23 protein-coding genes are annotated in these 25,963 nt (G+C 70.7%); 8 read left to right on the top strand and 15 right to left on the bottom strand.

From position 1 onward, the window contains the following. Nucleotides 1-72: 72 nt before the first annotated feature. The 6 genes from OG338_RS02140 to OG338_RS02115 all read right to left on the bottom strand — a co-directional run bounded on the left by OG338_RS02140 (nucleotide 73) and on the right by OG338_RS02115 (nucleotide 6,963). Nucleotides 73-1,635, bottom strand: coding sequence for an endo-1,4-beta-xylanase (locus OG338_RS02140; protein WP_405935692.1), 1,563 nt, complete (start codon nucleotides 1,633-1,635; stop codon nucleotides 73-75). Between the two features lie 839 nt (nucleotides 1,636-2,474). Further along, complete coding sequence (locus OG338_RS02135; protein ID WP_185992839.1) at nucleotides 2,475-2,633, bottom strand: hypothetical protein; 159 nt, start codon at nucleotides 2,631-2,633, stop codon at nucleotides 2,475-2,477. Nucleotides 2,634-2,699: 66 nt separating this feature from the next. Continuing rightward, nucleotides 2,700-3,650, bottom strand: a complete 951-nt coding sequence (locus OG338_RS02130) for a cytochrome c oxidase assembly protein (RefSeq protein ID WP_405935691.1) — start codon at nucleotides 3,648-3,650, stop codon at nucleotides 2,700-2,702. Between the two features lie 118 nt (nucleotides 3,651-3,768). Further along, nucleotides 3,769-4,794 carry a 6-phosphofructokinase gene (locus tag OG338_RS02125; RefSeq protein ID WP_405935690.1) on the bottom strand — a complete coding sequence of 342 codons (1,026 nt, stop codon included), beginning with the start codon at nucleotides 4,792-4,794 and terminating at the stop codon, nucleotides 3,769-3,771. Between the two features lie 167 nt (nucleotides 4,795-4,961). Further along, a complete protein-coding gene (locus OG338_RS02120; protein ID WP_405935689.1) occupies nucleotides 4,962-5,690 on the bottom strand; it encodes a type 1 glutamine amidotransferase in 729 nt (242 codons plus the stop codon). Nucleotides 5,691-5,724: 34 nt separating this feature from the next. Continuing rightward, nucleotides 5,725-6,963: a MurT ligase domain-containing protein gene (locus OG338_RS02115; RefSeq protein ID WP_405935688.1), complete on the bottom strand. Its 1,239-nt coding sequence runs from the start codon at nucleotides 6,961-6,963 to the stop codon at nucleotides 5,725-5,727. A gap of 398 nt (nucleotides 6,964-7,361) precedes the next feature. On the opposite strand from OG338_RS02115, the gene OG338_RS02110 reads away from it, so the two are divergent. Continuing rightward, entirely contained in the window at nucleotides 7,362-8,528 is a 1,167-nt protein-coding gene (locus OG338_RS02110) for an alanine--tRNA ligase-related protein (RefSeq protein WP_405935687.1), read from the top strand. Nucleotides 8,529-8,577: 49 nt separating this feature from the next. Here OG338_RS02110 and OG338_RS02105 read toward each other — a convergent pair whose 3' ends face one another. Next, a complete protein-coding gene (locus tag OG338_RS02105) occupies nucleotides 8,578-9,771 on the bottom strand; it encodes a right-handed parallel beta-helix repeat-containing protein (RefSeq protein WP_405935686.1) in 1,194 nt (397 codons plus the stop codon). A 227-nt stretch (nucleotides 9,772-9,998) separates the two neighbouring features. Between OG338_RS02105 and def the strand changes: the two genes are divergently transcribed. After that, complete coding sequence (def, locus tag OG338_RS02100; RefSeq protein WP_405935685.1) at nucleotides 9,999-10,544, top strand: peptide deformylase; 546 nt, start codon at nucleotides 9,999-10,001, stop codon at nucleotides 10,542-10,544. Between the two features lie 15 nt (nucleotides 10,545-10,559). Here def and OG338_RS02095 read toward each other — a convergent pair whose 3' ends face one another. Continuing rightward, nucleotides 10,560-11,210, bottom strand: a complete 651-nt coding sequence (locus tag OG338_RS02095; protein ID WP_073865167.1) for a TetR family transcriptional regulator — start codon at nucleotides 11,208-11,210, stop codon at nucleotides 10,560-10,562. 171 nt (nucleotides 11,211-11,381) lie between these two features. Between OG338_RS02095 and OG338_RS02090 the strand changes: the two genes are divergently transcribed. The 5 genes from OG338_RS02090 to OG338_RS02070 all read left to right on the top strand — a co-directional run bounded on the left by OG338_RS02090 (nucleotide 11,382) and on the right by OG338_RS02070 (nucleotide 17,531). Then, entirely contained in the window at nucleotides 11,382-12,608 is a 1,227-nt protein-coding gene (locus tag OG338_RS02090) for an acyl-CoA dehydrogenase family protein (RefSeq protein ID WP_405935684.1), read from the top strand. A gap of 156 nt (nucleotides 12,609-12,764) precedes the next feature. Then, nucleotides 12,765-13,163, top strand: a complete 399-nt coding sequence (locus OG338_RS02085; RefSeq protein ID WP_405935683.1) for a hypothetical protein — start codon at nucleotides 12,765-12,767, stop codon at nucleotides 13,161-13,163. Between the two features lie 657 nt (nucleotides 13,164-13,820). Then, nucleotides 13,821-15,233: a family 2B encapsulin nanocompartment shell protein gene (locus tag OG338_RS02080; RefSeq protein WP_405935682.1), complete on the top strand. Its 1,413-nt coding sequence runs from the start codon at nucleotides 13,821-13,823 to the stop codon at nucleotides 15,231-15,233. Nucleotides 15,234-15,309: 76 nt separating this feature from the next. Further along, nucleotides 15,310-16,632, top strand: a complete 1,323-nt coding sequence (locus OG338_RS02075; protein WP_405935681.1) for a family 2 encapsulin nanocompartment cargo protein terpene cyclase — start codon at nucleotides 15,310-15,312, stop codon at nucleotides 16,630-16,632. Between the two features lie 17 nt (nucleotides 16,633-16,649). Then, nucleotides 16,650-17,531: a geranyl diphosphate 2-C-methyltransferase gene (locus tag OG338_RS02070; RefSeq protein ID WP_405935680.1), complete on the top strand. Its 882-nt coding sequence runs from the start codon at nucleotides 16,650-16,652 to the stop codon at nucleotides 17,529-17,531. Nucleotides 17,532-17,601: 70 nt separating this feature from the next. On the opposite strand, the gene OG338_RS02065 is transcribed toward OG338_RS02070, so the two are convergent. From OG338_RS02065 to OG338_RS02040, 6 genes are all read right to left on the bottom strand, one after another. Next, complete coding sequence (locus OG338_RS02065; RefSeq protein WP_405935679.1) at nucleotides 17,602-19,584, bottom strand: discoidin domain-containing protein; 1,983 nt, start codon at nucleotides 19,582-19,584, stop codon at nucleotides 17,602-17,604. Between the two features lie 189 nt (nucleotides 19,585-19,773). Further along, the gene (locus OG338_RS02060; protein WP_405935678.1) at nucleotides 19,774-20,340 is read right to left on the bottom strand and encodes a TetR/AcrR family transcriptional regulator C-terminal ligand-binding domain-containing protein; all 567 of its coding nucleotides are present in this window, start codon (nucleotides 20,338-20,340) and stop codon (nucleotides 19,774-19,776) included. A 150-nt stretch (nucleotides 20,341-20,490) separates the two neighbouring features. After that, the gene (locus OG338_RS02055) at nucleotides 20,491-21,390 is read right to left on the bottom strand and encodes an SDR family oxidoreductase (RefSeq protein WP_405935677.1); all 900 of its coding nucleotides are present in this window, start codon (nucleotides 21,388-21,390) and stop codon (nucleotides 20,491-20,493) included. 32 nt (nucleotides 21,391-21,422) lie between these two features. Continuing rightward, on the bottom strand, nucleotides 21,423-22,163 hold the full coding sequence (locus OG338_RS02050) for an SDR family oxidoreductase (protein ID WP_405935676.1): 741 nt from the start codon (nucleotides 22,161-22,163) through the stop codon (nucleotides 21,423-21,425). Nucleotides 22,164-22,368: 205 nt separating this feature from the next. Beyond that, nucleotides 22,369-22,857, bottom strand: coding sequence for a glutathione peroxidase (locus tag OG338_RS02045; protein WP_405935675.1), 489 nt, complete (start codon nucleotides 22,855-22,857; stop codon nucleotides 22,369-22,371). 35 nt (nucleotides 22,858-22,892) lie between these two features. Further along, complete coding sequence (locus OG338_RS02040; RefSeq protein WP_405935674.1) at nucleotides 22,893-23,435, bottom strand: GNAT family N-acetyltransferase; 543 nt, start codon at nucleotides 23,433-23,435, stop codon at nucleotides 22,893-22,895. Between the two features lie 212 nt (nucleotides 23,436-23,647). On the opposite strand from OG338_RS02040, the gene OG338_RS02035 reads away from it, so the two are divergent. Then, entirely contained in the window at nucleotides 23,648-24,082 is a 435-nt protein-coding gene (locus tag OG338_RS02035) for a hypothetical protein (RefSeq protein WP_405935673.1), read from the top strand. Between the two features lie 7 nt (nucleotides 24,083-24,089). Here OG338_RS02035 and OG338_RS02030 read toward each other — a convergent pair whose 3' ends face one another. Next, entirely contained in the window at nucleotides 24,090-25,841 is a 1,752-nt protein-coding gene (locus tag OG338_RS02030; protein ID WP_405935672.1) for a cation:proton antiporter, read from the bottom strand. Nucleotides 25,842-25,963: the final 122 nt, after the last annotated feature.

Here is a 25,963-nt window from a genome sequence, read left to right as displayed (position 1 = left end):
GCGGGGGAGGGGTTACGGGGGTGCGCAAAGGTGTACGCGAGGGGAACGGGGGCCTGAGCGGGGCCCCCGGGATCAGGGCTCGATGCCCCAGACGAGTTCGCCGCCGACGTAGACGGTGACCTTCGAGGCATCCGCGTACGAGGCGCCGGTGCCGTGGCTGTAGTCGTCGGACTCGTCGAAGTCCGACCAGTCCGTCTTGCTCAGGCGCAGCTGCATTTCGCCGGTCGACGCGCCCGCGGCGAGGGTGCCGCTCGCGAAGCCGACTTCCAGGTAGTGGTCGGCACCGGCCTTCGGGGTGCTCGCGGCCACCACCCGGTGCGTGATGGTGGAGCAGCCGATCGGGGACCAGTCGCACCAACTGCCGTACGTGGTCGCGCCGTTGTCGCCGGAGAACCAGTAGCGCACGGTCACCGAGGGGAGGTTGACCGGGGCGCTGCCGGTGTTCACGAGTTGGAGGCCGGGCTTGATCTGGTTGTCGCCGGCCGAGGTGTCGTTGGCGCGGTACTGGGCCTTCAGCGTGCCGGGCGTACCACCGTCGCCGCCGTCGTCACCCCCGTCGTCCCCGCCCCCGTCGCTCTCGTCGCCCAGGGCAGTGCGCACGGCGGCGTAGGCGGGCTTCGGGGCCAGGTCGTCGTCGTACAGATTGGCCGCGCCCTCGCCCGGGAAGGTGTTCGGCACCCAGGAATACTTGTCCGTGTAGTCCCAGACCGTGATGCCGACGCAGCGCTCCACGGCGAGGCAGGCGTCGACCACCTGCGCGTAGTACGAGGACTGGGTGGCGAGCTTGGTGGCGTCCGCCGGAAGCTGCATGCGCACGTCAAGCTCGGTGACGGCGACGTCCAGGCCCAGATCGGCGAACCGCTGCATGTTCGCCTGCATCTGGTACGGGAAGCCGTACTGGATGGCCAGGTGGGCCTGCATCCCGACCCCGTCGAGCGGCACGCCCTCGGCGAGCAGGTCGCTCACCAGGTCGTACATCGCGTCGCTCTTCGCGCCCTTGCCCTCGACGTTGTAGTCGTTGATGTAGAGCCTGGCGTCCGGGTCGGCGGCGTGCGCCGCGCGCAGGGCCTTGGCGATGTAGTCCTTGCCCATCGCGTTGTAGAACGGGCTGGTCCGGAAGGTGCCGTCCTCGTTGAACGGCTCGTTCACCACGTCCCACGCGGCCACCTCGCCGCGGTAGTGGGTGGCCTCCGCGGTGATGTGGTCGGTCATGGCCGTCTCCACCTCGGTGGCGGGCAGCGAGCCCACCCAGCCGGGCAGCTGGCTGTGCCAGACCAGGGTGTGGCCGCGCACGGTCTGGCCGTGCTCCTCGGCGAAGCCGGTGATCACATCGCCCTTGGTGAAGTCGAACTGGCCGCGGGCGGGCTCGGTGGTGTCCCACTTCATGGAGTTGCCGGGCGTGATCTGCCCGAACTCGGAGCCGAGTTTCGCCGCGTAGGCCGCGTCGGGGAGCTCGGGGTTGTCGGTGGCGGAGCCGAAGTACTTGCCCTGGGCCGCGGCGAGGTCGTGCAGTGTGTCCTGCGACGCGGCCGACGCCGGCCCGCCCGCCAGGCCGGTGGCCAGGGCGAGTGCGCCGACCACGAGGGCCGGCAGCCCCGGGGAGCGGCGGGGCCTACAACGCTTCACCAAGCTCATGACAAACGCCTTCCTCTGCCGGGTGATGCCCTTGCGGCTCAACGGCGTTGGGGGAGAAGGGGAGGGGGTGGAGTGTGCAAGTCTTGATTGTGGGAGCGCTCCCAAGGTGGCGTGGCGACAGGCACCTGTCAAGAGTTAAAGCGCAACTGCCTTACGGGCGTGTGAACGGGGACACACGTCGAACGGACCCTTCGTGCAACGGAGTTGACGCCCGGGTAACCACCCGTGACTGGTCCGGGCCGGGCGCCTCGCCGCGCTCGTGGAGACGTTCGCAATCGCATGCGCGCGGCCGCGCGAGCGGCCGGATTCCTCCGTGCGGCGGCGCCCGGCCGGTGACTCGGGGTGAGGTATGCCTCCGCTGCGGTGACAGGGTCCACGGCGCCTGGGGCGGCGGTGAACCACCAGGGCAACGGCGTGCCCGGCGTGAGTGAGTGGCGCCTCCACGAGGTGCGCACCGCCCCCTGCGGCAACGCCGCCTGTGCGTCGAAACCGACGGGGAGTGACGGGGGAGGCGACTGCCGCCCGGAGTGTTTGCGGCGTTCGCATCGCGCACCCGGGCCGGTAGGTGTACGCCGCAACGGCAGGTGTGCCCCGGTGTCGCCGGGCCGACCGCGCGGGCGGGATGGAACCGGTTGCGGCCGGTCACCGTATGCACCGGTTCACCTCCGCGCAACGAAGCCGGAACCGCCCGCCCGGACAACCGGGAACACCGCATGGGAGCGCTCCACCACCCGGCCCTGGCCGCCGGTGCAGTTGCCGGACATGACGGACGACTGGCGGCAGGACCGCCCCGGCGACCCGGCCCCGTAACGGACGAAGGGCGGCCGTCGGCCGCCCACTCATGTCTCCCGCGTAGCCGCCATCCCGATCGTGATCAGGCCCAGGATCACCCAGCCGAACCAGAGCCAGCCGTTGCTCCCCAGGGCGACCGTGTAGGCGGTCACCGCCACCAGGGCGCCGGCGGTGAGCATTCCCATCGTCTTGGTGGATCCGGACATGCGCGCACCCTCCTCGTCGGCCGCGCGGCCGTCAGGACCATCGTCACCCGAAAGGAGGGTCTGCCGCTACTGTCCGCGCGCCTGCAACGACGCGAGATACGCGTTGTACGCCTGGAGCTCCTGGTCCCCGTCGCGGTCCGCGGCCCGGTCCGAGCGCTTCGCCGTCCGCTGTTCCGAGCGGTACCACTGGAACACCAGCGCCACCAGGACCACCACCGAGGGGATCTCGCTGAAGGCCCACGCGATGCCGCCCGCCGCGCTCTGGTCGGACAGCGCCTCGATGCCGAGCGAGGACGGCGGGTTCTTGTAGACCTCCACCATCGGCGTGGAGGCCATCATGAGAGCAATCCCGAAGAACGCGTGGAACGGCATCCCGGCGAACAGCTCCAGCATCCGCATCACATAGCCGGGGCGGTGCGGTCCCGGATCGACGCCCATGATCGGCCAGAAGAAGAACAGGCCGACCGCCAGGAAGTGCACCATCATCACGAGGTGCCCGGTCGTGGAGCCCATCAGATGGTCGAAGAGCGGTGTGAAGTACAGGCCGTACAGGCTGGCGATGAACAGCGGGATCGTGAACGCCGGATGCGTGACGATCTTCATGTACCGGCTGTGCAACAGCATCAGCAGCAGCTCACGCGGCCCCTTCGTGCCACGCGGCGCGACCGGCAGCGCGCGCAGTGCGAGCGTCACCGGTGCGCCGAGGAGCAGCAGGATGGGCGACAGCATGCTGATCACCATGTGCTGCACCATGTGCACGCTGAACATGACCATGCCGTAGTCGTTGAGCCGGGTGCACATCACCAGCGCGATCGTCAGCACACCGGCCACGAACACGACCGTGCGCCCCACCGGCCACTCGTCCCCGCGCCGCCGCAGCCGCAGCACCCCGTACCCGTACAGCAGCACCGCGAGCACGCAGCCGATCAGGAAGAACGGGTCCGCGGAGAAATGGAGCCCGCGTCCCAGAGTGAACGGCGGCAGGTCCATGTTCATGCCGTGCCCGCTGTGATCCATCTGTTCACTCCCGATGGGAACGCCGGGACGTCCCCGTTTCGTGCTGGTTGTCCCGACTAGACTAGAACCGCCCCCGGCCGAGGATGCGGCCGGGGGCGGTCTCGTGTCGGGTGTCGGCTCAGAGCACGCACTCCGCCTCGGCGTACCGGGCGGCCGGAACCGTCTTCAGGGTCTCCACCGCGTGCGCGAGGGGCACCAGCGTGATGTCCGTGCCGCGCAGCGCCGTCATCATGCCGAACTCGCCCCGGTGCGCCGCCTCCACCGCGTGCCAGCCGAACCGGGTTGCGAGGACGCGGTCGTACGCGGTCGGCGTGCCGCCCCGCTGGACGTGGCCCAGGATCACCGGGCGGGCCTCCTTGCCGAGGCGCTGCTCCAGCTCGACGGAGAGCTGGGTCGCCACGCCCGTGAAGCGTTCGTGGCCGTAGACGTCCTTGGCGCCCGCATGGAAGTCCATGGTGCCCTCGCGCGGCTTCGCGCCCTCCGCGACGACGACGATCGCGAACTTCTTGCCGGCCGAGAAGCGCCGGCCCACGACCTCGGTCAGCTCGTCGATGTCGAACGGGCGCTCCGGGACGACGACGGCGTGCGCACCGGCCGCCATGCCGGAGTGCAGGGCGATCCAGCCGGTGTGGCGGCCCATGACCTCGACGATCATGACGCGCTGGTGCGACTCGGCGGTGGTCTTCAGCCGGTCCAGCGCCTCGGTCGCGACACCGACGGCGGTGTCGAAGCCGAAGGTGACGTCGGTCGACGCGATGTCGTTGTCGATGGTCTTCGGCACACCGACGATCGGCAGCCCCGCCTCGGAGAGCAGGTTCGCCGCCTTCAGGGTGCCCTCGCCGCCGATCGGGATGATCGCGTCGAGCCCGAGATCCTTGACATGGCCCCGGGCCGTCTCGACGCCCCCGCGCAGATGCGCCGGCTGGACCCGGGAGGAGCCGAGGATCGTACCGCCACGGGCGAGGATGCCGCCCACGGCGTCCAGGTCGAGCTTGCGGTAGTCGCACTCCAGGAGGCCCCGCCACCCGTCGTGGAAGCCGATGACCTCGTCGCCGTGGTCGACCACAGCGCGGTGGACGACGGACCGGATGACGGCATTGAGGCCGGGGCAGTCGCCGCCGGAGGTGAGCACACCAATTCGCATTGCCCGGGAAACCTTTGCAACGTGGGCCGACGACCGGACCACGTCGTCCGGTTGGATCCCCGCCACCCTACCGGCGCGGAGTGGCGGGACCGAACCGGGCGTCCGCCTGCTGGACGCTGCTCATCCGAGCCCCGCACCACTCATCGGACCACCGGTAAAACGCCTGGTCAGGCGGGCTGTGTCGCAGCCGCGATGCGCTCCGCGCGCAGCGCCTCGTACCACCGGTCGTCGGTCGGCGGGAGCGCGTTCACATCGAGGGCCAGCTTCAGCAGCAGGTCCGCGATCATGGGGTTCCGCGCCATCACCGGACCGTGCATGTACGTGCCGAAGACGGTGTCGTTGTACGCGCCCTCGGTGCCGTCCCCCGTGCCGTTGCCCCGGCCGAACCGCACCCGGGCGAACGGCCGCGCCGCCGGCCCGAGATGCGTGACGCCCTGGTGGTTCTCGAACCCGGTCAGCGGCGGAAGCCCCAGCTGCGGATCGATGTCCGCCAGCACGTCGCCGACGCACCGCGCGCCCTCGCCGCGCGTCGACACCACGTCCAGCAGACCGAGACCCTGCTCGCGCTCCCCGAGGTCGTTGATGAACTCGTGGCCGAGGATCTGGTAGCCGGCGCAGACCGAGAAGATGATCGCGCCGTTGGCCGCCGCCCGGCTGAGCCCGCCGTCGCGGCGCAGCCGCTCCGCCGCGAGCCGCTGCGGCCGGTCCTCGCCGCCGCCGATCAGATAGATGTCGCCCGACGTGGGCACCGGCTGGTCGCTGCGCACGTCGACGCGCGCCACGTCCAGGCCGCGCTGCCGGGCCCGGCGCTCGACCACGAGGGCGTTGCCCTGGTCGCCGTAGGTGCTCAGCAGGTCCGGGTACACCCACACCAGCCGCAGGCTGTTGTTGCTCATGCTTCGTCCTCTCCGGAGGGGCCCGGGGCCGGGGTCAGTTGCCGACACGGCGGCGCAGGTCCTGGAAGGCGGTGTAGTTGGCGATGACCTCGATGCGCCCGGGCGGAGCCTGCTGGACGGCCTCGTCCAGGTTCTCGCAGACCCGGAAGTCGAGCCCGGCCACTTCGAGGCGGACCGCGAGGTCCAGCTTGCGGTCGCCGAGCACGAAGATCGGGTGGCCCGCGAGCTGGGTGTAGTCGACGTCCCACAGCCACGAGGTGTCCGTGCCGTCCGCGCCGCGCGCGTTCACGGAGAGGATCACCGGGGTCGGCGGCGGGTCGATCAGCGAGAACGTCTCCAGCCAGCCCGCCGGGTTCTTCGCCAGCAGCAGCCGCAGCTCACGGCCGAGGAAGTTCACCACGTCGTAGCGGCCGGCGATGGCCTGCACCTGGTACATGCGCTCCAGGGCCACCTGCGGCGGCACCCCGAAGACCGCGGCGACGGCCGCCGAGCTGGTGGCGTTGGCCTTGTTGGCGCGGCCGGGGAGCTGGAGGTGGATCGGCCACGCCGAACCGTGCGGGTCGAGTACGTAGTCGCCGTGCAGCACCCAGCTCGGCGGCGGCCGCCGGAAACCGCACTCGCCGCAGAACCAGTCGTCGCCGGGGCGCTGCATGACCCCGCCGCAGGACGGGCAGGACCAGGCGTCGTCCTTCCACGCCTGGCCGGCCGCGACCCACACCACGTTGGGGGAGGAGGAGGCCGCCCAGACGATCAGCGGGTCGTCGGCGTTGGCGACGATCACGGCCTTGGAGCCGGAAAGACCCTCGCGCCACTTCTCGGCCAGCATCCGCGTCTCCGCGGCCCGGTCCAGCTGGTCGCGCGAGAGGTTGAGGAGCGCGATCACCTTGGGCGTCGTGTCCCGGGCCACCCCGGCGAGGTACTTCTCATCGACCTCGATCACGCCGTACTGCGCGTCGGACCCGCCGGCCAGCGCCGACGTGATGCCCGCGGGCATGTTGGCGCCGAGCGCGTTCGATACGACCGGGCCCGCGGCGCGCAGCGCCTCGGCGATCAGCCGGGTGGTGGTCGTCTTGCCGTTCGTCGCCGAGACGAGGATCACGTCCAGATGCTGCGCCAGCCGCCCGAGCAGGTCGGGGTCGAGCTTGAGCGCCACCCGGCCGCCGATCACCGATCCGCTGCCCCGCCCGGCCGCCCGCGACACCGCCGCAGCGGCCTTGCCCGCCGTCACGGCCAGCTTGGCCCGCGGCGACAACGGCTCCGTGTTGCCTGCCATCGTCCTAGATCCTCCTTGCATCGGTCCGCCGCCCAGCCTATCGATGTCCGGCACTATGACCGTACGGCGGCACCGTCCGGCACGTGGACTTCCCGTGGACTTCCCGTGGAATGGAGGACGCGTGAGCGGGCCGTCGCGTTCTCCGGGGGCCGCCGGCGACGGAATCCGGGTGCACGGGCGGCCGGGGGCGCGTTACCTTCGGCGTATGGACGTCAACGGCATCACCACCACCGCGACCGCGCGAGCGACCAGCTCGCCGGTTGCCGCCGTCTGACTTTCCCCTCCCCCGGCGACCGGAAACGGTCCGTCGGTGGTCGCCGTGGTGATTCCTCCCCGGCCGGGTGACCGAACGGCCCGTTCTCCGGCGCCTCCCCGCCACCCGCGAAGGAGCCGTCCCCATGGACACCGAACAGCTCGCCCGTACCTTCCTGGAATACTTCGAGGAGCGCGGCCACCGCCGCATCACCGGCTCGACCCTGCTGCCGCCGCCCGGCGACCCGGTGCTCTTCACCACCTCGGGGATGCATCCCCTCACCCCGTATCTGGAGGGCCGTCCGCATCCGCTGGGCAGCCGGCTGGTCAACCGGCAGCGCTGTCTGCGCACCACTGACCTGGACGAGGTCGGCGACGCCACTCATCTCACCGTCTTCGAGATGCTCGGCAGCTGGTCGCTGGGCGACTACGAGGGCCCGCGCAGCCTGGAGTGGGGATACGGGCTGCTCACCGAGGGCCTGGGCATCGACCCCGGCCGGCTGTACGCCACGGTGTACGCCGGGGACGAGCACACCGGGCGCGACACCGCCTCGCTGCGCAGCTGGCAGGAGCTCGGTGTGCCCGTGGAGCAGACCGTCGAGGACAACTGGTGGTCCAACGGGCCGGCCGGGCCGTGCGGCCCGGACTCGGAGGTCTTCCTGTGGAGCGGCGAGGGGCCGCCCGTGTCCACGCCCACCGGGGACGACCGCTGGGTGGAGGTGTGGAACCACGTCACGATGAGCCACCGCAGGCTGGACGACGGCTCGCTGGTGCCGCTGCCGCAGCGCAATGTCGACACCGGGCTCGGTCTGGAGCGGCTGGCCTCGCTGCTCCAGGGCAGACCCTCGGTGTTCGAGTGCGATGTCTTCGACCCCTGGCGCCGGCTCGTACCGGCCCTTTGGCCGCTGGACGAGGCTTCGTTGCGGCTGGTCTGCGATCATCTGCGCTCCGCCGTCGTCGTCATCGGCGACGGGGTCCGCCCGGCCGCCACCGGACGCGGTTACGTGCTGCGCCGCCTGCTGCGACGCGCCCTGACCGTGCTCCGGCAGGGCGACCCCTCGCGCACGCTCGGCGATCTGCCGCCCGAGCTGGTCCGGCACACCCTGGACCACTTCCGGCAGGACGTGGACCCCGGCGAGGTGCCGCGGGTGCTGGCCGACGAGGAGCGCCGGTTCGTCCGGCTCCTGGAGCGCGGCCGGCGGGTGCTGGCCCGGCCCCGGTTCCGGGGGACGCTGACGGAGGAGGACCTGCACTACCTCCACGACACCCACGGGCTGCCGCGCGACCTGGTGACGAGCTTGCGGGAGGAGTGAGACGACAGCGGTGCCGGGGGCCGCCCGCCCCCGGCACCGCCGGCCGCGGTTACGGAGTGACCACGGTCCCGCCGAAGGAGACGACCAGGCGGCCGTCGGAGGCGAACGACCAGTCCAGGGCCCCGTCGTACGCGGAGCAACGCGAGCCGTTCGAGCCGGTCCAGAACTGGTTGGAGCCGTCCGCGTCGCCGACGGTCTTGTCGTTGGAGCCGTCACCGCTGCGGCAGGAGGTGTTGCCCCGGAACACCGAAGTGCCCTTGTCGAAGGAGAAGTTGCGCTCCTCGTTGTCGATGCCCACATTGTCGGACACGGTCATCGAGCCGGGGTTGCTGTTGTACGTGAAGCCGTGGTGGCCGTTGTGGTAGGCGATGTTCCGCCGCACGATGTGGTCGACCTCGATCTTGTCACCGCCCAGCTTGAAGCCGTTGCGGTCGCCGTTCTTGTTCACGGTCCCGTCGGACAGGGTGCCGTTGTCGTAGCTCAGGGAGTCCTCGATGGTCACGGGGCCGATGGGGCCGGTCGCCGTCTTGGTGTAGAGGTCCCAGCCGTCATCGATGTTGTTGTGCGAGACGGTGTAGCGGAAGACGTTGCCCGGGCCCGCGGTGAGCTTGGCGGCGAACCCGTCCGCGTCCTCGCCGTCGGAGTCCGCGTTGTCGTGGGACTCGGAGCTGAGGACGAGGTTGTTCGCGGGCCACTCGTCGTCGGGGGTGTCGGAGGAGATCCGGGAGATCTGGAGCCCCGAGTCGTGGTTGAAGCGGGTCACGACGTGCTCGATGACGTTGTCGCTGCCGCCGACGAAGATGCCGTTGTCGCCGGCGTACTCGACGGTGAGACCGTCGATGTGCCAGTAGTCGCCGTTCACCGCGAGCCCGCGGTTGGCGGAGTTCTCGCTCATCTCCGAGAAGTTCAGCACCGGTTGCTCGCCCGGGTAGGCGGCCATGGTGGTGCGGGCACCCGATGTGCCGTCGTTGCCCGGCGGGATGGTGACGGTCTGCCCGTAGTGGTACGTGCCGCCGCGCAGGTAGATCGTGCCGCCGGAGTTCACCCGGCTGACCGCCGAGGCGAGTGTGGTGGGGTCCGACGCGGTACCGGCGGCGTCGGCGGTACCGCCCGGCGCCACGTAGAGCGCGGCGGCTTTGGGGGAAGCGTTTTCTTGGCCAGGGGCGGCCTGTGCGGCGGTGCCCAGGACGGCGAGCGAACCGGCCAGCAGGCCGGCACATGCGAGGACGGGCTTGAGCTGCATCTTCGACTCCAGGTGGGGGGAGTGCACCGGACGGACTGCCGCCCGGTGTGGTGCAAGCGCTTTCCGTCGACCGTAGAGTGACGCCATGGGCACGTCAATGGTCAGGCATATGTTCCGTGATCGGATATGTGAACGCCATTTATGTGAGCGCCGCCAAGGGGTTGACGCGGCCCCGGGTGTCCCGTCCGGCGTCCCGGCGCCACCCCGTGGAACGTACGATGACCGCCATGCGCAACCGCCCGATCCCCGGCAGCTCCGGAATCGTCCGCACCATGAGCCTGCTCGGCGATCCCGTCCTGCACGCGCCGTGCGAACCGGTCACGGAGTTCGGCCCCTCGCTCGCCCGGCTGGTCGAGGACATGTTCGCCACGATGTACGAGGCGCGGGGCGTCGGGCTCGCCGCCAACCAGATCGGTGTGCCGTCACAGGTGTTCGTCTTCGACTGCCCCGACGACGAGGACGTGCGCCACCTCGGCCATGTGGTGAACCCGGTCCTGGTGGAGGCGGACGGGATCACGGTGCGCGGCTCCGAGGGCTGCCTCTCGCTCCCCGGGCTTGAGGCCGGCACCCCGCGCTTCGACCATGCGGTGGTCGAGGGCGTCACGATGACCGGCGAGCCGGTCCGCGTCGCCGGCACCGGATTCTTCGCCCGCTGCCTCCAGCACGAGTGCGACCACCTGGAGGGCCGGGTCTACACCGACCGGCTGACCGGGCTGCGCCGGGCCCGGGTGCTGCGTGCGGCCCGCCGGGCGCCGTGGGCGCGTAACGGCTGACCGGCCGGCGGTCCGTCAGAAGCCGGGCCCGTCCGCGCGGTCGCCCGCCTCGGCCAGTCTGCCCCAGAGCAGATCGGCCAGGCTGCGGACCAACTGCTCGCGCGAGCAAGGGCGTTCGCCGAGCCACCAGTCGCCGGCCGCGTGCATCATGCCGACGATGCCGTGCCCCCAGATCCGGGCCATCGCCTCGCTGTCCGGGCCGAGGTCCACCCGCTCCGCGATCACCATCGCCAGCTCCTCGCCGAGCCGGCGCAGCAGCGGTGCGGAGTGCCGGCCCACGTCGAAGCCCTGCTCGGGGGAAGGGGTCGCGTCGTCGGACGGGTGCATCAGGAAGCGGTACACCTGCGGGCGGGCCTCGATCGCCGCGAGGTAGGTGTCGAGCGTCGACTCGACCCGGGCACGCCGCTCGGCCGGGGCGTCGAGCGCGGCACGCAGGGCGCTCAGAAGGGCGTCGGTGTGCCGTTTGGCGAGGGCCCGGTAGAGCCCGCCCTTGTCGCCGAAATGCCGGTAGAGGATCGGCTTCGTGATGCCCGCCTCCGCCGCGATGGCGTTCATCGAGGCCCCGGGGCCGTCCCTGAGCACCACGCGGTCGGCGGCGTCGAGCAGCTCTCGGCGGCGGCGCTCGGCCGTGGTCCGCTGGCGCTCGGCCTGTCGTGTGGTCTCCATGTCGTCTCTCCCACCCCTGGCCGTGCCTGTCCGTCGTGCCTGCGCAACGTAACACCCTGTCCGGCGGGGTGCGGATGGCGTCTCACGCGGTTGACACAGGCTACTTGCCAGTAACAGACTGTTGTTACCGCAAGTAACAAGGCGTTTCGACGGCAGCACGTGGAGGGGAACATGGCCGAGTTCACGCTTGAGCTCAACGATGACCAGAAGCAGGTCCGTGACTGGCTCCACGGCTTCGCCGCGGACGTGATCCGTCCGGCCGCCTCGGAGTGGGACGAGCGTGAGGAGACGCCCTGGCCCGTCATCCAGGAGGCGGCCAAGGTCGGGATCTACTCCCTCGACTTCTACGCCCAGCAGTTCTTCGATCCTACGGGGCTCGGCATCCCGATGGCCATGGAGGAGCTGTTCTGGGGCGACGCCGGCATCGCCCTGTCGATCGTCGGTACGGGCCTGGCGGCCGTCGGTGTCCTCGCCAACGGCACCGAGGAGCAGATCGGCACCTGGATCCCGCAGATGTACGGGGACGCCGACGACGTGAAGGTCGCGGCCTTCTGCTCCTCCGAGCCCGACGCCGGTTCCGACGTCGCCTCGATGCGCACCCGCGCGGTCTACGACCAGGCCAAGGACGAGTGGGTGCTCAACGGCACCAAGACCTGGGCGACCAACGGCGGCATCGCCAACGTCCACGTGGTGGTCGCGGTCGTCGACCCCGAGCTCGGCTCCAAGGGGCACGCCTCCTTCATCGTGCCGCCGGACACCCCCGGCCTCTCCCAGGGCCAGAAGTTCAAGAAGCACGGCATCCGCGCCTCGCACACCGCCGAGGTCGTCCTGGAGGACGTGCGGGTCCCGGGCCACTGCCTGCTCGGCGGCAAGGAGAAGCTGGACCAGCGCCTCGCCCGCGCCCGCGAGCGCGCCGCCACCGGTGGCGAGCGCGTGAAGAACGCCGCGATGGCCACCTTCGAGGCGTCCCGCCCGGCCGTCGGCGCGATGGCGGTCGGCACCGCCCGGGCCGCGTACGAAGTGGCGCTCGACTACGCGAAGACGCGCACCCAGTTCGGCCGCCCGATCATCGACAACCAGGGCGTCGCCTTCCAGCTCGCCGACATGCGGACCCAGATCGACGCGGCCCGGCTGCTGGTCTGGCGCGCCTCCTGGATGGCCACCGCCGGCAAGCCGTTCGAGTCGGCCGAGGGCTCCATGTCCAAGCTGTACGCGAGCGAGACGGCCAAGAAGGTCACCGCCCAGGCCATCCAGATCCTCGGCGGCAACGGCTTCACGCGGGAGTACCCGGTGGAGCGCATGCACCGGGACGCCGCGATCTACACGATCTTCGAGGGCACCAGCGAGATCCAGCGTCTGGTCATCGCCCGCACCCTGTCGGGCATGCCCATCCGCTGACCGCGGCGCGACGTCCGCAATACGACCACGGCCCCCGTACCCGGTACACACCGGGGAACGGGGGCCGTGGTCATGGGGCGCTCATGATGGTGTGCACCTGCCATGTACCTGTAGATTCCCGGTGGAGACCGTGACCGGGTGATGGAGGGAGCAGGCATGGCGAGATCCGGTGCGGGACGGATCGTGGTGACCGCGGCGATGGCCTTCGGGCTCGTGGTCACCGTGCAGACGACGGCACACGCCGCGCCACGGACCGTCGACGCGGTCTTCGGCGGCTACGGGGAGTGGAACGCGGACCCGTACGGCTCCGCCCCCGGCGACTCCATTCGCGCCTGCGACACCACCGCGGACGGCTGGAGCGTCGAGGTGAAGCTGGACATCGGCCGGGACGGCACCTGGGACCGCACGGCCACCACCCGCGGCCACACCTCGCCGTACTGCACATCGTGGAAGACCGGCAACATCAAGGAGGGCACCCCCGTCCTCATCCAGGTGGCGAACGTGGGCGGCAGTGCCACCTACCCCAAGGGCTCCGTACTGCTCAGCCACGCCTAGACCCGATACCAGTGGCTCAAGGCTTGCTGCTGGTGGCGTGGCGTTCAGGAGGTGTCTGGATGCCACACCCTGGACAGGTCGAGGTCCTTCGCTCCCGCTCACCCGAGGGAGTCGAGCGCCAGGCCACCGCCCAGGCGGCCCTTTCTCCCTGACCGCCTGGCCACAGCCCTCGCCGAGGGCCTGCGCGAGACAGCCCGGCGTCCCGGTGTCGGACCGGCTCGGCATTGAGCTAGAAGCTCGCCCCGCACCGGCGGGGATCTACTGCCGGGCCGAGGCGCGGGCGTGCGGAGCTTTCGCTTTGTGAAACGCCATACTTCGTCTCGCGCGTAACTGCTGCCGTCGGCCTGCCCCGGCAGGCCGAATCTCGTAGTGCTTCCGCGGCGCCGGGCATCGCGACCCGCAGACCCGTCGGAGGGCACGCTCCCGAGCACGGCTCAAATTCATCGGCGCATGGGCAAACACCCTTTGGGTGTGATCACCGTATCGAGCGAATGCCGGCGGATTCCCTTGGTCCGGTGAGTGAAAGGGCCCTTAGCGTGCCTGTGGACCTGGAGGGGATCTCTTCTCCTTATCAGCGCCCTTCCTCGCGTGTTTGTCCATACGAACGGTCGCGTCCGCTGATGCACGTCCTCGCCACATCGATAAGGAGCTTGCCCGATGACTGTCGACTCGAACTCGGAAGCACGGCTGGAAGTGCCCCGGCAGTCCAGTCTGGGGACGGCCGCCGCCCGCAACCTCGCCAGCACGACGAAGTCCGCCCCGCAGATGCAGGAGATCACCTCCCGGTGGCTGCTGCGAATGCTTCCCTGGGTCGAGACCAAGGGCGGTGCCTACCGGGTCAACCGGCGGCTGTCCTTCACGGTGGGCGACGGACGGGTGGAGTTCGTCCAGGAAGGGGCCACGGTCCGGGTCATCCCCCAGGAGCTTGGCGAACTGGCCCTGTTGCGGGACTTCGACGACGTCGAGGTGCTGGCCGCCATCGCTGACCGGTGCGTACAGCGTGACTTCCGGGCAGGGGAGACACTGGTCGAGCAGGGCGAGGCCGCGGACCGGCTCCACCTGGTCGCGCACGGCCGAATCGGTCAGACCTCCGTCGGCAACTACGGCGACGAAGTCACCCTGGACGTCCTGGCGGACGGAGACCACTTCGGGGAGCACGTCCTGCAGGACGACGACGCCCGGTGGACGCAGACCGCCACCGCCGAGACCGCCGGGACGGTGCTCACCCTGTCCCGAGGCGACTTCGCGGGCATCGTGTCGGCCTCGCCAGAGCTCCGGGCCCACCTCGCTGAGTTCACCGCACGCTCGCGGCAGCGGCAGAACCACCGAGGTGAAGCCGAGATCGCGATGTCGGCCGGCCACGTCGGCGAGCAAGAACTGCCCGGAGCATTCGCCGACTACGAGCTGAAGCCGCGCGAGTACGAGCTCTCGGTCGCCCAGACCATTCTCCGGGTCCACACCAGGGTCGCCGACCTCTACAACGGTCCGATGAACCAGACCGAGGAACAGCTCAGGCTCACCATCGAGGCGCTGCGCGAGCGCCAGGAGCACGAACTGATCAACAACCGGGAGTTCGGTCTCCTCCACAACGCCGACTTCAAGCAGCGGATCCAGCCGCACTCCGGCCGGCCGACCCCGGACGACCTGGACGAGCTGCTCTGCCGCCGCCGGGGCACCAAGTTCTTCCTCGCGCACCCCCGGACCATCGCGGCGATGGGGCGGGAGTTCAACGCGCGCGGCCTCTACCCGGACCACACCGACCTCGGCGGCCAGCAGGTCCCCGCCTGGCGCGGTGTGCCGATCCTGCCCTGCGGCAAGATCCCCATCACTCCGGAGAAGACCAGTTCTATCCTCGCCATGCGTACCGGTGAGGAGAACCAGGGCGTCATCGGCCTGCGGCAGACCGGCCTGCCGGACGAGTACGAACCGGGCCTCTCGGTCCGCTTCATGGGCATCGACGAGAAGGCAATCATCTCCTACCTCGTCAGCACCTACTACTCCGCCGCCATCCTCGTGCCCGACGCGGTCGGCGTGCTGGAGAACGTACAGATCGCCCACTGGCCCAGGTAATGGTCGCGGCGCAACACCGTGAACCGGACCGTGTGCCGGACGCCGTCGAACACCCCACCTCACCAAGGAGTCACGCATGCCCGTGCCCGAGCTGCCGCCTCCGTGGCCGAGCACGCCGGAAGCCGTCATCCGCTTCGGGGCGACCGTAATCGGCCCGGTCGCGGCTCGCGCCCAGGAGACCGGCGCCGCCGTCGGCACATCGCCCGGCGCGCACACACCGCCGCCCCTGCCGGCCCACCTCCCCTTCGGCCCGTCACCGACCTCTCTGCCGCCGACCGCCCCACCGGCCACCGGGGCAATCGGGGCAACCGGGCCGAGCCTGCAACTGGAGCGACTGCTGCGCGGGCCACATGGCCTGGGCACGGCCGGTCTGCGGCTGACTCCCCGCGAGGAACCTCCAGCACGGGTGGCCGCGGAGAACGGCCGGCCCATCCCGGGCCTCTACCAACACCCGATCCCCGAGCCCGACCCGGACCGCGTCGACGAGGTCAGCCGCAGGATCAAGGCATGGGCACTGGACGAGGTCTCCCTGTATCCCGAGGAATGGGAAGAGCAGTTCGACGGCTTCTCCGTGGGCCGCTACATGGTCGGGTGCCACCCGGACGCACCCACCGTCGACCACCTGATGCTCGCCACCCGCCTCATGGTCGCCGAAAACGCCGTGGACGACTGCTACTGCGAGGACCACGGCGGATCACCCATCGGCCTCGGCGAACGGCTTCTGCTCGCGCACACCGCACTCGACCCCCTGTACACCGCGCGGGAGTACCAGCCGGAATGGGCGGCCTCCCTCCACGCGGACGCCCCTCGGCGCGCCTACCGCTCCGCCATGGACTACTTCGTCCGCGCCGCCGGGCCCTCCCAGGCCGACCGGCTCCGCCACGACATGGCGCGACTGCATCTGGGGTACCTCGCCGAAGCGGCCTGGGCCCAGCAGGATCACGTTCCGGAAGTCTGGGAGTACCTGGCGATGCGCCAGTTCAACAACTTCCGGCCCTGTCCCACCATCACCGACACCGTCGGCGGCTACGAACTCCCGGCCGACCTGCACGCCCAGGCCGATCTGCAGAAGGTCATCGCCCTGGCCTCCAACGCCACGACGATCGTGAACGACCTCTACTCGTACACCAAGGAACTCGACGCCCCGGGACGGCATCTGAACCTGCCCGTCGTGATCGCCGAACGCGAAGGCGTGTCCGACAAGGACGCCTACCTCAAGTCGGTCGAAATCCACAACGAGCTGATGCACGAATTCGAGACCGAGGCCGCGGCGCTGGCCGCCGCCTGTCCCGTCCCGAGCGTGGGGCGCTTCCTGCGGGGCGTCGCCGCCTGGGTCGACGGCAACCACCACTGGCATCAGTCCAACACCTACCGCTACAGCCTGCCCGACTTCTGGTAAGAGAAAAGGAACCATCTGTGACCAGCACCGAATTCGCCACCGCCCCCTCCGCACTGCGCATTCCCGGCCCGGCGACTCCCTACCAGGGAGACATCGCCCGCTACTGGGACGGCGAGGCCCGACCCGTGAACCTGCGCCTCGGCGATGTCGACGGCCTCTACCACCACCACTACGGCATCGGTGAGGTCGACTCCGCCGCACTCGGTGGCCCGGAGGACAAGGAGAGCGAGAGCAAGCTGATCGCCGAACTCCACCGGCTGGAGTCAGCACAGGCCGATGTCCTCCTGGGGCACCTCGGTAACATCGGCCGCGACGACACCCTCGTGGACGCGGGCTGCGGCCGTGGCGGCACGATGGTGATGGCGCACCAGCGCTTCGGCTGTTCGGTGGAAGGCGTGACCCTGTCCGCCAAGCAGGCCGACTTCGCCAACGGACGCGCCGCGGAGCTGGGCATCGACAACCACGTCCGCGCCACCGTCTGCAACATGCTTTCCACACCCTTCGAGACCGGCTCCGCCGCGGCCTCGTGGAACAACGAGTCGAGCATGTACGTGGACCTGGGCGACCTCTTCGCCGAGCACGCCCGCGTCCTGCAGGTCGGCGGCCGCTACGTGACCATCACCGGCTGCTGGAACCCCCGCTATGGCCAGCCGTCGAAGTGGGTCTCGCAGATCAACGCGCACTTCGAGTGCAACATCCACTCGCGCCGAGAGTACCTGCGCGCCATGGCCGACAACCGCCTCGTGCCGCAGGCCGTGATCGACCTTACCCCTGAGACCCTGCCCTACTGGGAACTGCGGGCCACATCCTCACTGGTCACGGGGATCGAGGATGCGTTCATCAATTCCTACCAGGACGGATCCTTCCAGTACGTCCTCATCGCGGCCGACCGCGTCTGACGGTGCCCTGCCCATGGCCGGTCGGCCCCGGGACCCATGAAGGTCCCGGGGCCGACAGCCGCTGCCGGGGTCAGGCGCCGTACACCTGGAGCTGCGCGATCTGGCCCGCGGGCCAGCCCGTGTTGGCGGTGAAGACGAGCCGCAGATGGCGGGTGGTCGTGGAGGCGGGGAGGGCCAGAGTGGCGGTGTTCCCGGTGAGCGGGTCGAAGGAGCAGTCCGTGCTGCCGCGCAGCACGGAGAAGGAGACGCCGTCGGTGCTGCCCTGGACGGTGACGGTCTGCGTGCGCGCGCCCCAGCTGGTGGACGGCGGCAGGGCGAGAACGACGCGACCGACGCCCGTGGTGGCGCCCAGGTCGACCTGGAGCCACTGCGGGAAGGCGTGGTTGGCGCTCTCCCAGTACGTGCCCGGATCGCCGTCCACGGCGTTGCTCGCGCCGTACGTCTGGGTGTGACTGCTCTCCGAGACCGGCCGGCGCAGCGCCAGGTCGCCGGTGGGGGTGACGCCGCCGGCCGCAGTGGTGACGGTGACCCGGGCCGAGGCCGCGGACACGGAGCCCGCGGAGTCGAGCGCCTGGACGTCGAAGGTGTACGAGGTCGAGGGGGAGAGGCCGCTCACCGTGTACGTGGTGGTGTTCCCCGGAGCGGTGCCCACGGGGGTGGCCGTGTCACCGGTGATCCGGCGCACGCGGTACCCCGTCACACCGGAGTCGTCCGTCGAGGCGGTCCAGGCCAGCGCGACGGTGGTGTCGGTGACGGTGGTGGCGTGCGGATTGCCGGGGGCGGTCGGCGGCTGGTTGCCGTTGCCGCCGACGAGCGGTGGGGTGGGCCGGGTGGCGGTGACGGGGAGCCGGCCCTTGAGCATGCGGCCGCCGTCGCCGGTCAGCCGGAGGTAGTAGTCGGACGAGCAGGCGGTGCCGTCCTCGTCGAGCGCGAGGAAGCCCGACCCGGTGGGCACCCAGTCCCGGGACTCCGCGGTCTTGGCGATCTGGTTGCCCTCGTTGTACTCGTCGAACATGGAGATGTAGACGCTGGGCACCCCTGCCCGGCCCATGTTGTAGAACTGCCGCCACATGAAGTCGCCGTGGGCACGCTGGCGTTCGGTGACCCCGCCGGGCAGGACGCACGGCTGGTAGTCGATGCCGTGCGCGGTGCACTCGGCGAGGTCGGGCACGGTGGCGGCGTTGTAGAAGTTGTCGGCGTCACCGGCGTTGCCGATCCGGCCGACCAGCCACGGCGAGAGCATGTCGAAGGCGTGGTAGACGTCGCTGAAGCCCGGCCGGGAGTCCCGGTCGCCCGTCCGCCACCAGGTCGGAACCCCGCCGATGACGTAGCAGCCCTGGTCCTTGAACCAGTTCAGCACGTCCAGACAGGCTTCCGGGGTGAACGGCCGCTGGGCGTCGTTGAAGCCGAACCCCCATATGCACACCACCGGTTTGCCGTTCTGCCGGGCGTAGGCGGAGGAATCGGTGTGCGCACGCATCTTGGCGGTCCAGTCGGCCTTGATGCCCGTCTGCATGGATGTCCAGTCGGACACGTCGTACATGATGTAGAACTTGACGCCCTCGGCCTCCGCCGCGGCGCGTACCTTGCTCGCCATCGCGTCGCGCGTCGGCCCTTCGCCGCCGGTGGGGTTGAACCGCTGGAGGGCCGCGGCGTCGATGCCGTACTGCTTCATCCACCGGAAGTGGGTGTCGACGGTGGACTGGTCGTAGGACGAGAACAGCGAGGCCGGCTGCCCGTTGCCGAGGTTGCCGAAGGCGGTCCGGTACGTGGCCGGGTACTCACGGACATCCGGCCAGGCGACGATGGCGTGGTTGGACGGGGAGGGGGTCTCTCCCCAGTTCCGCGCCCAGTGCCACCAGCCGTCGATCGGGGCGCCGTCGCCCTTGCAGGCGAACCAGCCCTGATACCCCACGGTCACCTTGCCGACCACGTCGCCCGGGCCGCCGGCCGCGGGCGCCGCGTGGGCGAGCGTGGCCTCCCCGCCCGCGACGACTCCTGTCAGCCCCGCCGCCGTCGCCGCTTGCAGGAACGTGCGCCGCGTGAATCCCACCGAGAGCTCCTTCGATCAGTTCTCCACTGCGGCGCCCCGTGGGGCCGCGAACGGACCACCGGCAGCGCTGCAACTTTACGCGGGGAACTGTATTGACGTGAACACACAGCCGCAAGAGGTCGTCAGGAGGGTGAAAAAACAGAGCTTTCGTGGGTGCGGGCTGGTCATGCCGCTCGATGATCCTCCGGCTCAGCCGGCCGGGCCGGGCTCCGGGCGGGTGGCGACCCCGAGGAGGAGGTTGTCCACCAGGGCGGTGACGAAGGCCGCGGTGACCGGTTCATCGGGTATCAGGAGCCGGTGGTACACGGCTCCCCAGAGCTGGTCCACCATGACCTGCACGTCGACGTCGGGGCGGATCTGAGCCTGTGCCTGGGCCTGCCGCAGCCGCTCGCCCGCGAGCCTGCGGCGTTGGGCGGAGTACAGGTCCCGGTAGGAGGCGGCCAGTTGCGCATCGGTCTGGGAGGCGCCGATGAGCTCGGTGAGGACGCGCCCGCCGGGTGTCCGGGTCATCACCTCGGCGAAGGCATGCAGCTGCGTGAGCAGATCCGCTCGGATGTCCCCTGTGTCGGGGAAGGCGAGAGTGTCCTCGACGGCATGGAAATAGCCGTCGAGTGCGAGCGCGCCGATGGACGGCCACCACTTGTACAGAGTGGTCTTGCTGGCGCCCGACGCCTTCGCGATCCGTTCGAAGGTGAGGCGACTCGTCCCCTCCGTCAGGAGCAGTTCGCCGACGGCGTGCAGGACCTCCGCCCGCACCTCCTCTGCGGGTCGCCGTCCACGGCCTCTGCTCGCCGGGGTTTTCGCGGCCTCTGACACGGGATGCTCCTGATCGGGGTGAGGGGTTGGTGGCGCTGCGGTCCGTGCCGGAGGCGTGCGGGCCGAGGCCCGTACGCCATCCGTGCAAGGTCAGTGTCCGCCGCTCAGCAGGTCAGCGAGGCCGATTCGCTCCAGGAACGTGGCACGGACGCGGTCGGCGGTGTCCGAGACCTCCTCCGACCCGTCGTCCGCGGGGTCGACGTGTACGCGGAAGGGCCGGTCGCCCTCCGGCAGGGCGACGATGCGCGCGATCTCGTCGGAGACCATGGACGCGTTCGCGTTCTCGGGGGCGAGGGCCGCCAGCTTCTCCGCGACCTGATCCATGAGCCCGGGGTACTTCGTTGCGTACTCGGCCTCGACGGAGGTGTCCGCGGGGCGGCCGGAGTGGGCGAAGTGGTTGGTGCCGCTGGTGAACGATCCGGGTACGACGATCGTGGTCTCGATGCCCCAGCGGGCCAGCTCGGCCGCGTAGGACACGGCGAGGGAGTCCATGGCGGCCTTGGCCGCGAAGTAGGGGGCGAGGTACGGGGGAGTACCGCCCTTGACGCTGCTGCTGGACACCCAGAGCACGAGTCCCCGGCCCCGGCGGCGCATGCCGGGCAGCGCGGCGCGGTTGACGCGCTGGGTGGAGAGGACGTTGACGTCGTACAGCTCCGCGAGCTGTTCCGGGGTGAATGCCTCGGAGGGGCCGGTGGCCATGTGGCCGGCGTTGTGGATGAGCACGTCGATCCGGCCGGACTCGGCCTCGACCTGGGCGACGGCCGCGTAGACGGAGTCCTGCGCGTTCACGTCGAGCTCGATGGCGCGCAGATCGACGCCGTACTCGCGGGCGTAGTCGGCCGCGGCCTGGACCTGCGGCGCGTTGCGGCTCGTGGTGTTGCGCATGCCCGCGTACACGGTGTGGCCGGCGTCTGCCAGGGCCCGGGCGGTGAGGGCGCCGAAGCCACTGGAGGCGCCCGTGATGACGACGATGTTGCCAGTGGAGGGCATGGGGACCTTTCAGAGGGTGTGGCCGAGCCCGGTCAGGCGAGGCCGCCGTTGGTGTAGATGACCTGGCCGTTGACCCAGCGGGCGGGGCCGGCGAGGAAGGCGACGGTCTCGGCGATGTCCTCCGGCTTGCCGAGGCGCTCCAGCGGGGCCGCCTTGGCGAGCTTGTCGATGGTCTCCTCGTCCTTGCCCTGGAGGAAGAGCGGGGTGGCGGTGGGGCCGGGGGCCACGGCGTTGACCGTGATGTCGCGGCCGCGGAGTTCCCTGGCGAGGACGAGGGTCATGGCCTCCACGGCGGCCTTGCTGGCGACGTAGGCGCCGTACTGGGGGAACTGCGTGCGGACCACGGACGTGGAGAAGTTGATGATCGCGCCGCCCGGGCGCAGGCTGCGCGCGGCCTGCCGGCTGACGACGAACGTGCCGCGGATGTTGGTGCGGTGCATGCGGTCCAGGTCGTCGAGGTCGAAGGTCGCGACCGGGCCGAGGACCATGATGCCGGCCGTGTTCACCACGACGTCGATGCCGCCGAACGCGGAATCCACGGTCTCGAAGGCGGTACGCATCGCGTTCTCGTCGGCGATGTCGCCGCCCACGGAGATCGCACGGCCGCCGGCCGCGGTGATGGCTGCGACGGTCTCCTCCGCCCTGGCCCGGTTGCCGGAGTAGTGGACGGCGACCGAGACGCCGTCCTTGGCCAGCCTTTCCGCCGTGGCGCGGCCGATGCCGCCGGAGCCGCCGGTGACGAGAGCGACGCGGCCGGGCGTGGATGTGTTCATGGGATCTCCTCGTCGGTCGATGGCGCCTTATGAACGCAAGTCCATATAACCATGAAATGAACGTCGCGTCCATTTATGAGGAGTGCCGGTTATGAGGAGTGCCGGCCCGGGCGTATGCCCGGGCCGGCATCAAGGGCACACTCGGACCGCGAACCCGGAGGGGCCACCGCAGGACTGCCCGTCGCCCGCTGCGAACGGAAGAGGATCAGCCCGGCAGCTGCGCCTCGATCGCGGCGACCAGCTCGGGCGCGTCCGGCTCGGTGCGGGGGCGGATGCGGGCCACCGGCTCGCCCGCCGGCGAGATCAGGAACTTCTCGAAGTTCCACTGGATGTCCCCTGCCTCGCCCTCCGCGTCCGCGAACCGGGTCAGCTCCACGTACAGCGGGTGCCGGTTCGCACCGTTCACCTCGGTCTTCTCCAGCAGCGGGAAACTCACCCCGTACGTGGTCGAGCAGAAGGTCTCGATCTCCTCGGCGGTCCCCGGCTCCTGGCCGCCGAACTGGTTGCACGGCACACCCAGCACGGTGAGGCCCCGGTCCTTGTACTCCTTCTGGAGCCGTTCCAGACCCGCGTACTGCGGCGTCAGCCCGCACTTGGATGCCACGTTCACCAGCAGCACCGCCCGGCCGCGGTAGTCGCCCAGCGACGTCGGCTCGCCGGTGAGGGTGCGCAGCGGAATGTCGTACAGCGTCATGGATGTCTCCTCGTCCGTGTCTTCCCGGCCCATTCTCACCCCAGGGGTACGTCCGTCACGCGGCCGACCGCCTTGTAGTAGAAGGTCGTCGGCTTCAGGACCCCGTCCGGCCCGGCCGCGTAGTCCGGAACGGAACCGCACTCCGTCCAGCCCGCCGCCCGGTACAGCCGCTCCGCCTGGCTGCCGCTCTCGGTGTCCAGGACCAGCAGCGTGACGCCGTCCTCGGCCGCCGTGCCCTCGGCCGCGGCCAGCAGCTCACGGCCGAGCCCGCGCCCGCGCGCCGAGGGGCGGACCATCAGCTTGGTCACCTCCGCGCGGTGGCGGGCGTTGGGCAGCGGAGCCCGGACCAGGCCGATGGTGCCCGCGATGCGTTCCCCGTCCCGGGCGATCCACACCTGGAGCCCGGCCGCCTCCACGGACGCGGCCCGGGCGCGCCACCACTCGGCGGCGGCGCCCCGGTCCAGGGGCGCGAGGAAGCCGACGGACGAGCCGTTCTCGACGGTCTCCACCAGCAGGGCGGCCAGCTCGTCGGCATAGGTGACCAGCTCGGGGCCGGACACCGGGACGATCTCGGTCATGGGGCAGGTCCTTCCACGAACGCCGGGCCGCATCCCCGCGCGGACCGGCTGCGACGTGATCCTAAGCGGGCGGTGCGCCGGCCGCGGCCGCCCGGTCCGCGCCCGCCGCCCGCCGTTCTGCCGGACACGCGCACCCGTGCCACGCTGGAAGCGGAACGCCCGGTTCGGATCCGGTCCGTGTCGGGCGACCGTGCGAGCAAAGGAGGCCCGAGATGGCCGGCACCGGCAGCGCACCGGCGGCTCCACAAGGCACCGGCGGATCACACCACCCCTTCAGAACGGGCTGGACCGCGTTCGCCGCGGTCCTGATGATCTTCGGCGGGATCATGGCGGTCTTCCAGGGGATCTCCGCCATCGCCAAGGACGACGTCTTCGTCACCACACGCAACTATGTCTTCCAGTTCAACCTGACCGGCTGGGGCTGGATCCACCTCATCCTCGGCATCGTCATCGTGCTCGCGGGCTGCGCCCTGTTCACCGGAGCCCTCTGGGCCCGCGTCGTCGGCGTGATCCTCGCCGGACTCGGAGCACTCGCCAACTTCGCCTGGCTGCCGCACTATCCGCTGTGGTCCCTCGTGCTCATCGCCATCGACGTCTTCATCATCTGGGCACTCTGCACGGACGGGACCGGCCGCGCGAAGACGTGAGCGCGCCTCACGCCTCCGTCAGCAGTACGAGCGTGTCGCCCGGCACCGGCTCCGGGCGCACGCCGTCCGTGACCGGCACCAGCCGGCCCTCCGGACGCACCACGAAGAGCACCTGCTCCCCGGCCGCCGGCGGGCCGTCCGCCGCCCGCGTCACCACCCGCGCCCCGGCCGCGTGGCGCCGGACGATCTCGGGCTGGGTGAGGCCCGCGTCGAACAGCGACTCGCCCCCGGCGTACGGAGCCACCACACCCTCGCTCGCCGCGGACGGCGCCAGGCGGTGCACCGTCCCCTCGACGCTCTCCCGGAGCGTCAGCGAGGCCAGCGCGTTGAAGTCGTCCTCACCGGTGAGCAGCAGCACATCGGTGATCCCTTCGAGCACCGCGCCGAACCCCTCCGCCGAGGCCATCAGCTCGCCCGGCGCCAGTTCGAGCCCGGCCGCCTCGATCCGCGCCCGCTCCTCGGCCGCGCCCGCCCACATCAGCACGTCGAGCCCCGCCGCACCCAGGGCGCGCGCCAGATCGACCGCCCAGGGCGCCCCGCCCACCAGCAGCGGCCTGGACCGGGCCGGGCGCAGCACCCTGAGCCGCCGGGCCACCGGAAACGCCGTCAGGCCGTAGAGCATGACGGTCGCCACGATCACCACGAAGGTGGCGGGCAGGATGCGCTCGGCACCGGCGATGTGGTGCGCGGCGAGTTCGGCCGAGAACGTGGAGGCGGTGGCCGCGGCGACGATGCCCCGGGGCGCCATCCAGCCGATGAACCACCGCTCCCGCCCGGGTACGTCGGTGCCCGCCGCCGCGAGATGCGCGATCAGCGGCCGGGTCACCAGGACCAGGAGCGCGGTCAGTGCCAGCGCCGGCAGCACCACATGCCGCAGCGACTCCGGGGTGACCGTCGCCGAGATGGAGACGAACAGCAGCCCGATGATCAGGGAGACCAGCGTCTCGAAGAACGGCCGGCGCGTGGGCAGCTCCAGTCCCGGCAGGTTCGCCAGGGCCATCCCCATCACCACGGCGGAGATCAGCCCCGTGTCGTCGCGCAGTGCGTCGCAGGCGGCCGCCACCCCGATCACGGCCGCCAGCTGCACCGAGGTCGCCAGCTCCTCGCTCAGCCGCACCCGCCCCAGCACCAGCCACAGCACCCCCGCACCGGCCGCGCCCGCCCCCAGGCCCAGCGCCGCACTGGCCAGGAAGTGCCCGAAACCGGCGCCGAACCCGGGCCGGCTGCCCGCCAGGACCCCATGGAAGACCAGCGCCCCCAGAATCCCGCCGACCGGATCGATCAGCGAACCCTCCCAGACCAGAATCCGCTGCAACCGCTCGGTGGGCCGTACGAAGGCGAGCAGCGGCCCCACCACCGTCGGCCCGGACACCACGAGGATCGCCGCCAGCATGACCGCCGCCTGCGCCGACATGTCCAGCACCGGTACGGCGAACAGCGCGGCGGACACCATCGTCAGCAGCGCCCCCAGCCACAGCAGCCGGATCACCACCCGCCGGTTGTGCCCCTTCAGCCGCCTCAGATCCAGCCCCAGGCCGGCGTCGTACAGGATCACCGCCACCGCCAGCGACACCAGCGGCGAGAAGGCGCTCCCGAGCAGCCGCTGCGGATCGACGTCGTCGGTGAGCGCCCCGGCGGTGAACCCGGCCGGCAGCAGCACGAGCAGCGCCGGCACCCGCAACCTGCTCGCCAGCAACTGCGCGCCGACCGCGAGCACCACGATCAGCCCGAGCCCCGTGTACACCTGATCCGCCGACATCCGCCGCCTCCTCCGGCGCCCCCGCACGGCAGCGCGCGAGACCACCTTCCGCGCCCCCGCACACGGCGACCACGAGGGCTCGCGCTGGGGCGGCGTACTCAACGGCCGGTATCGCCCGGAAG

This window comes from Streptomyces sp. NBC_00726 (assembly GCF_045161735.1).
Lineage (GTDB): Bacteria > Actinomycetota > Actinomycetes > Streptomycetales > Streptomycetaceae > Streptomyces.
Note: the sequence above shows the minus strand (reverse complement) of the source record. Positions and strands in the feature narration are given on the sequence as shown.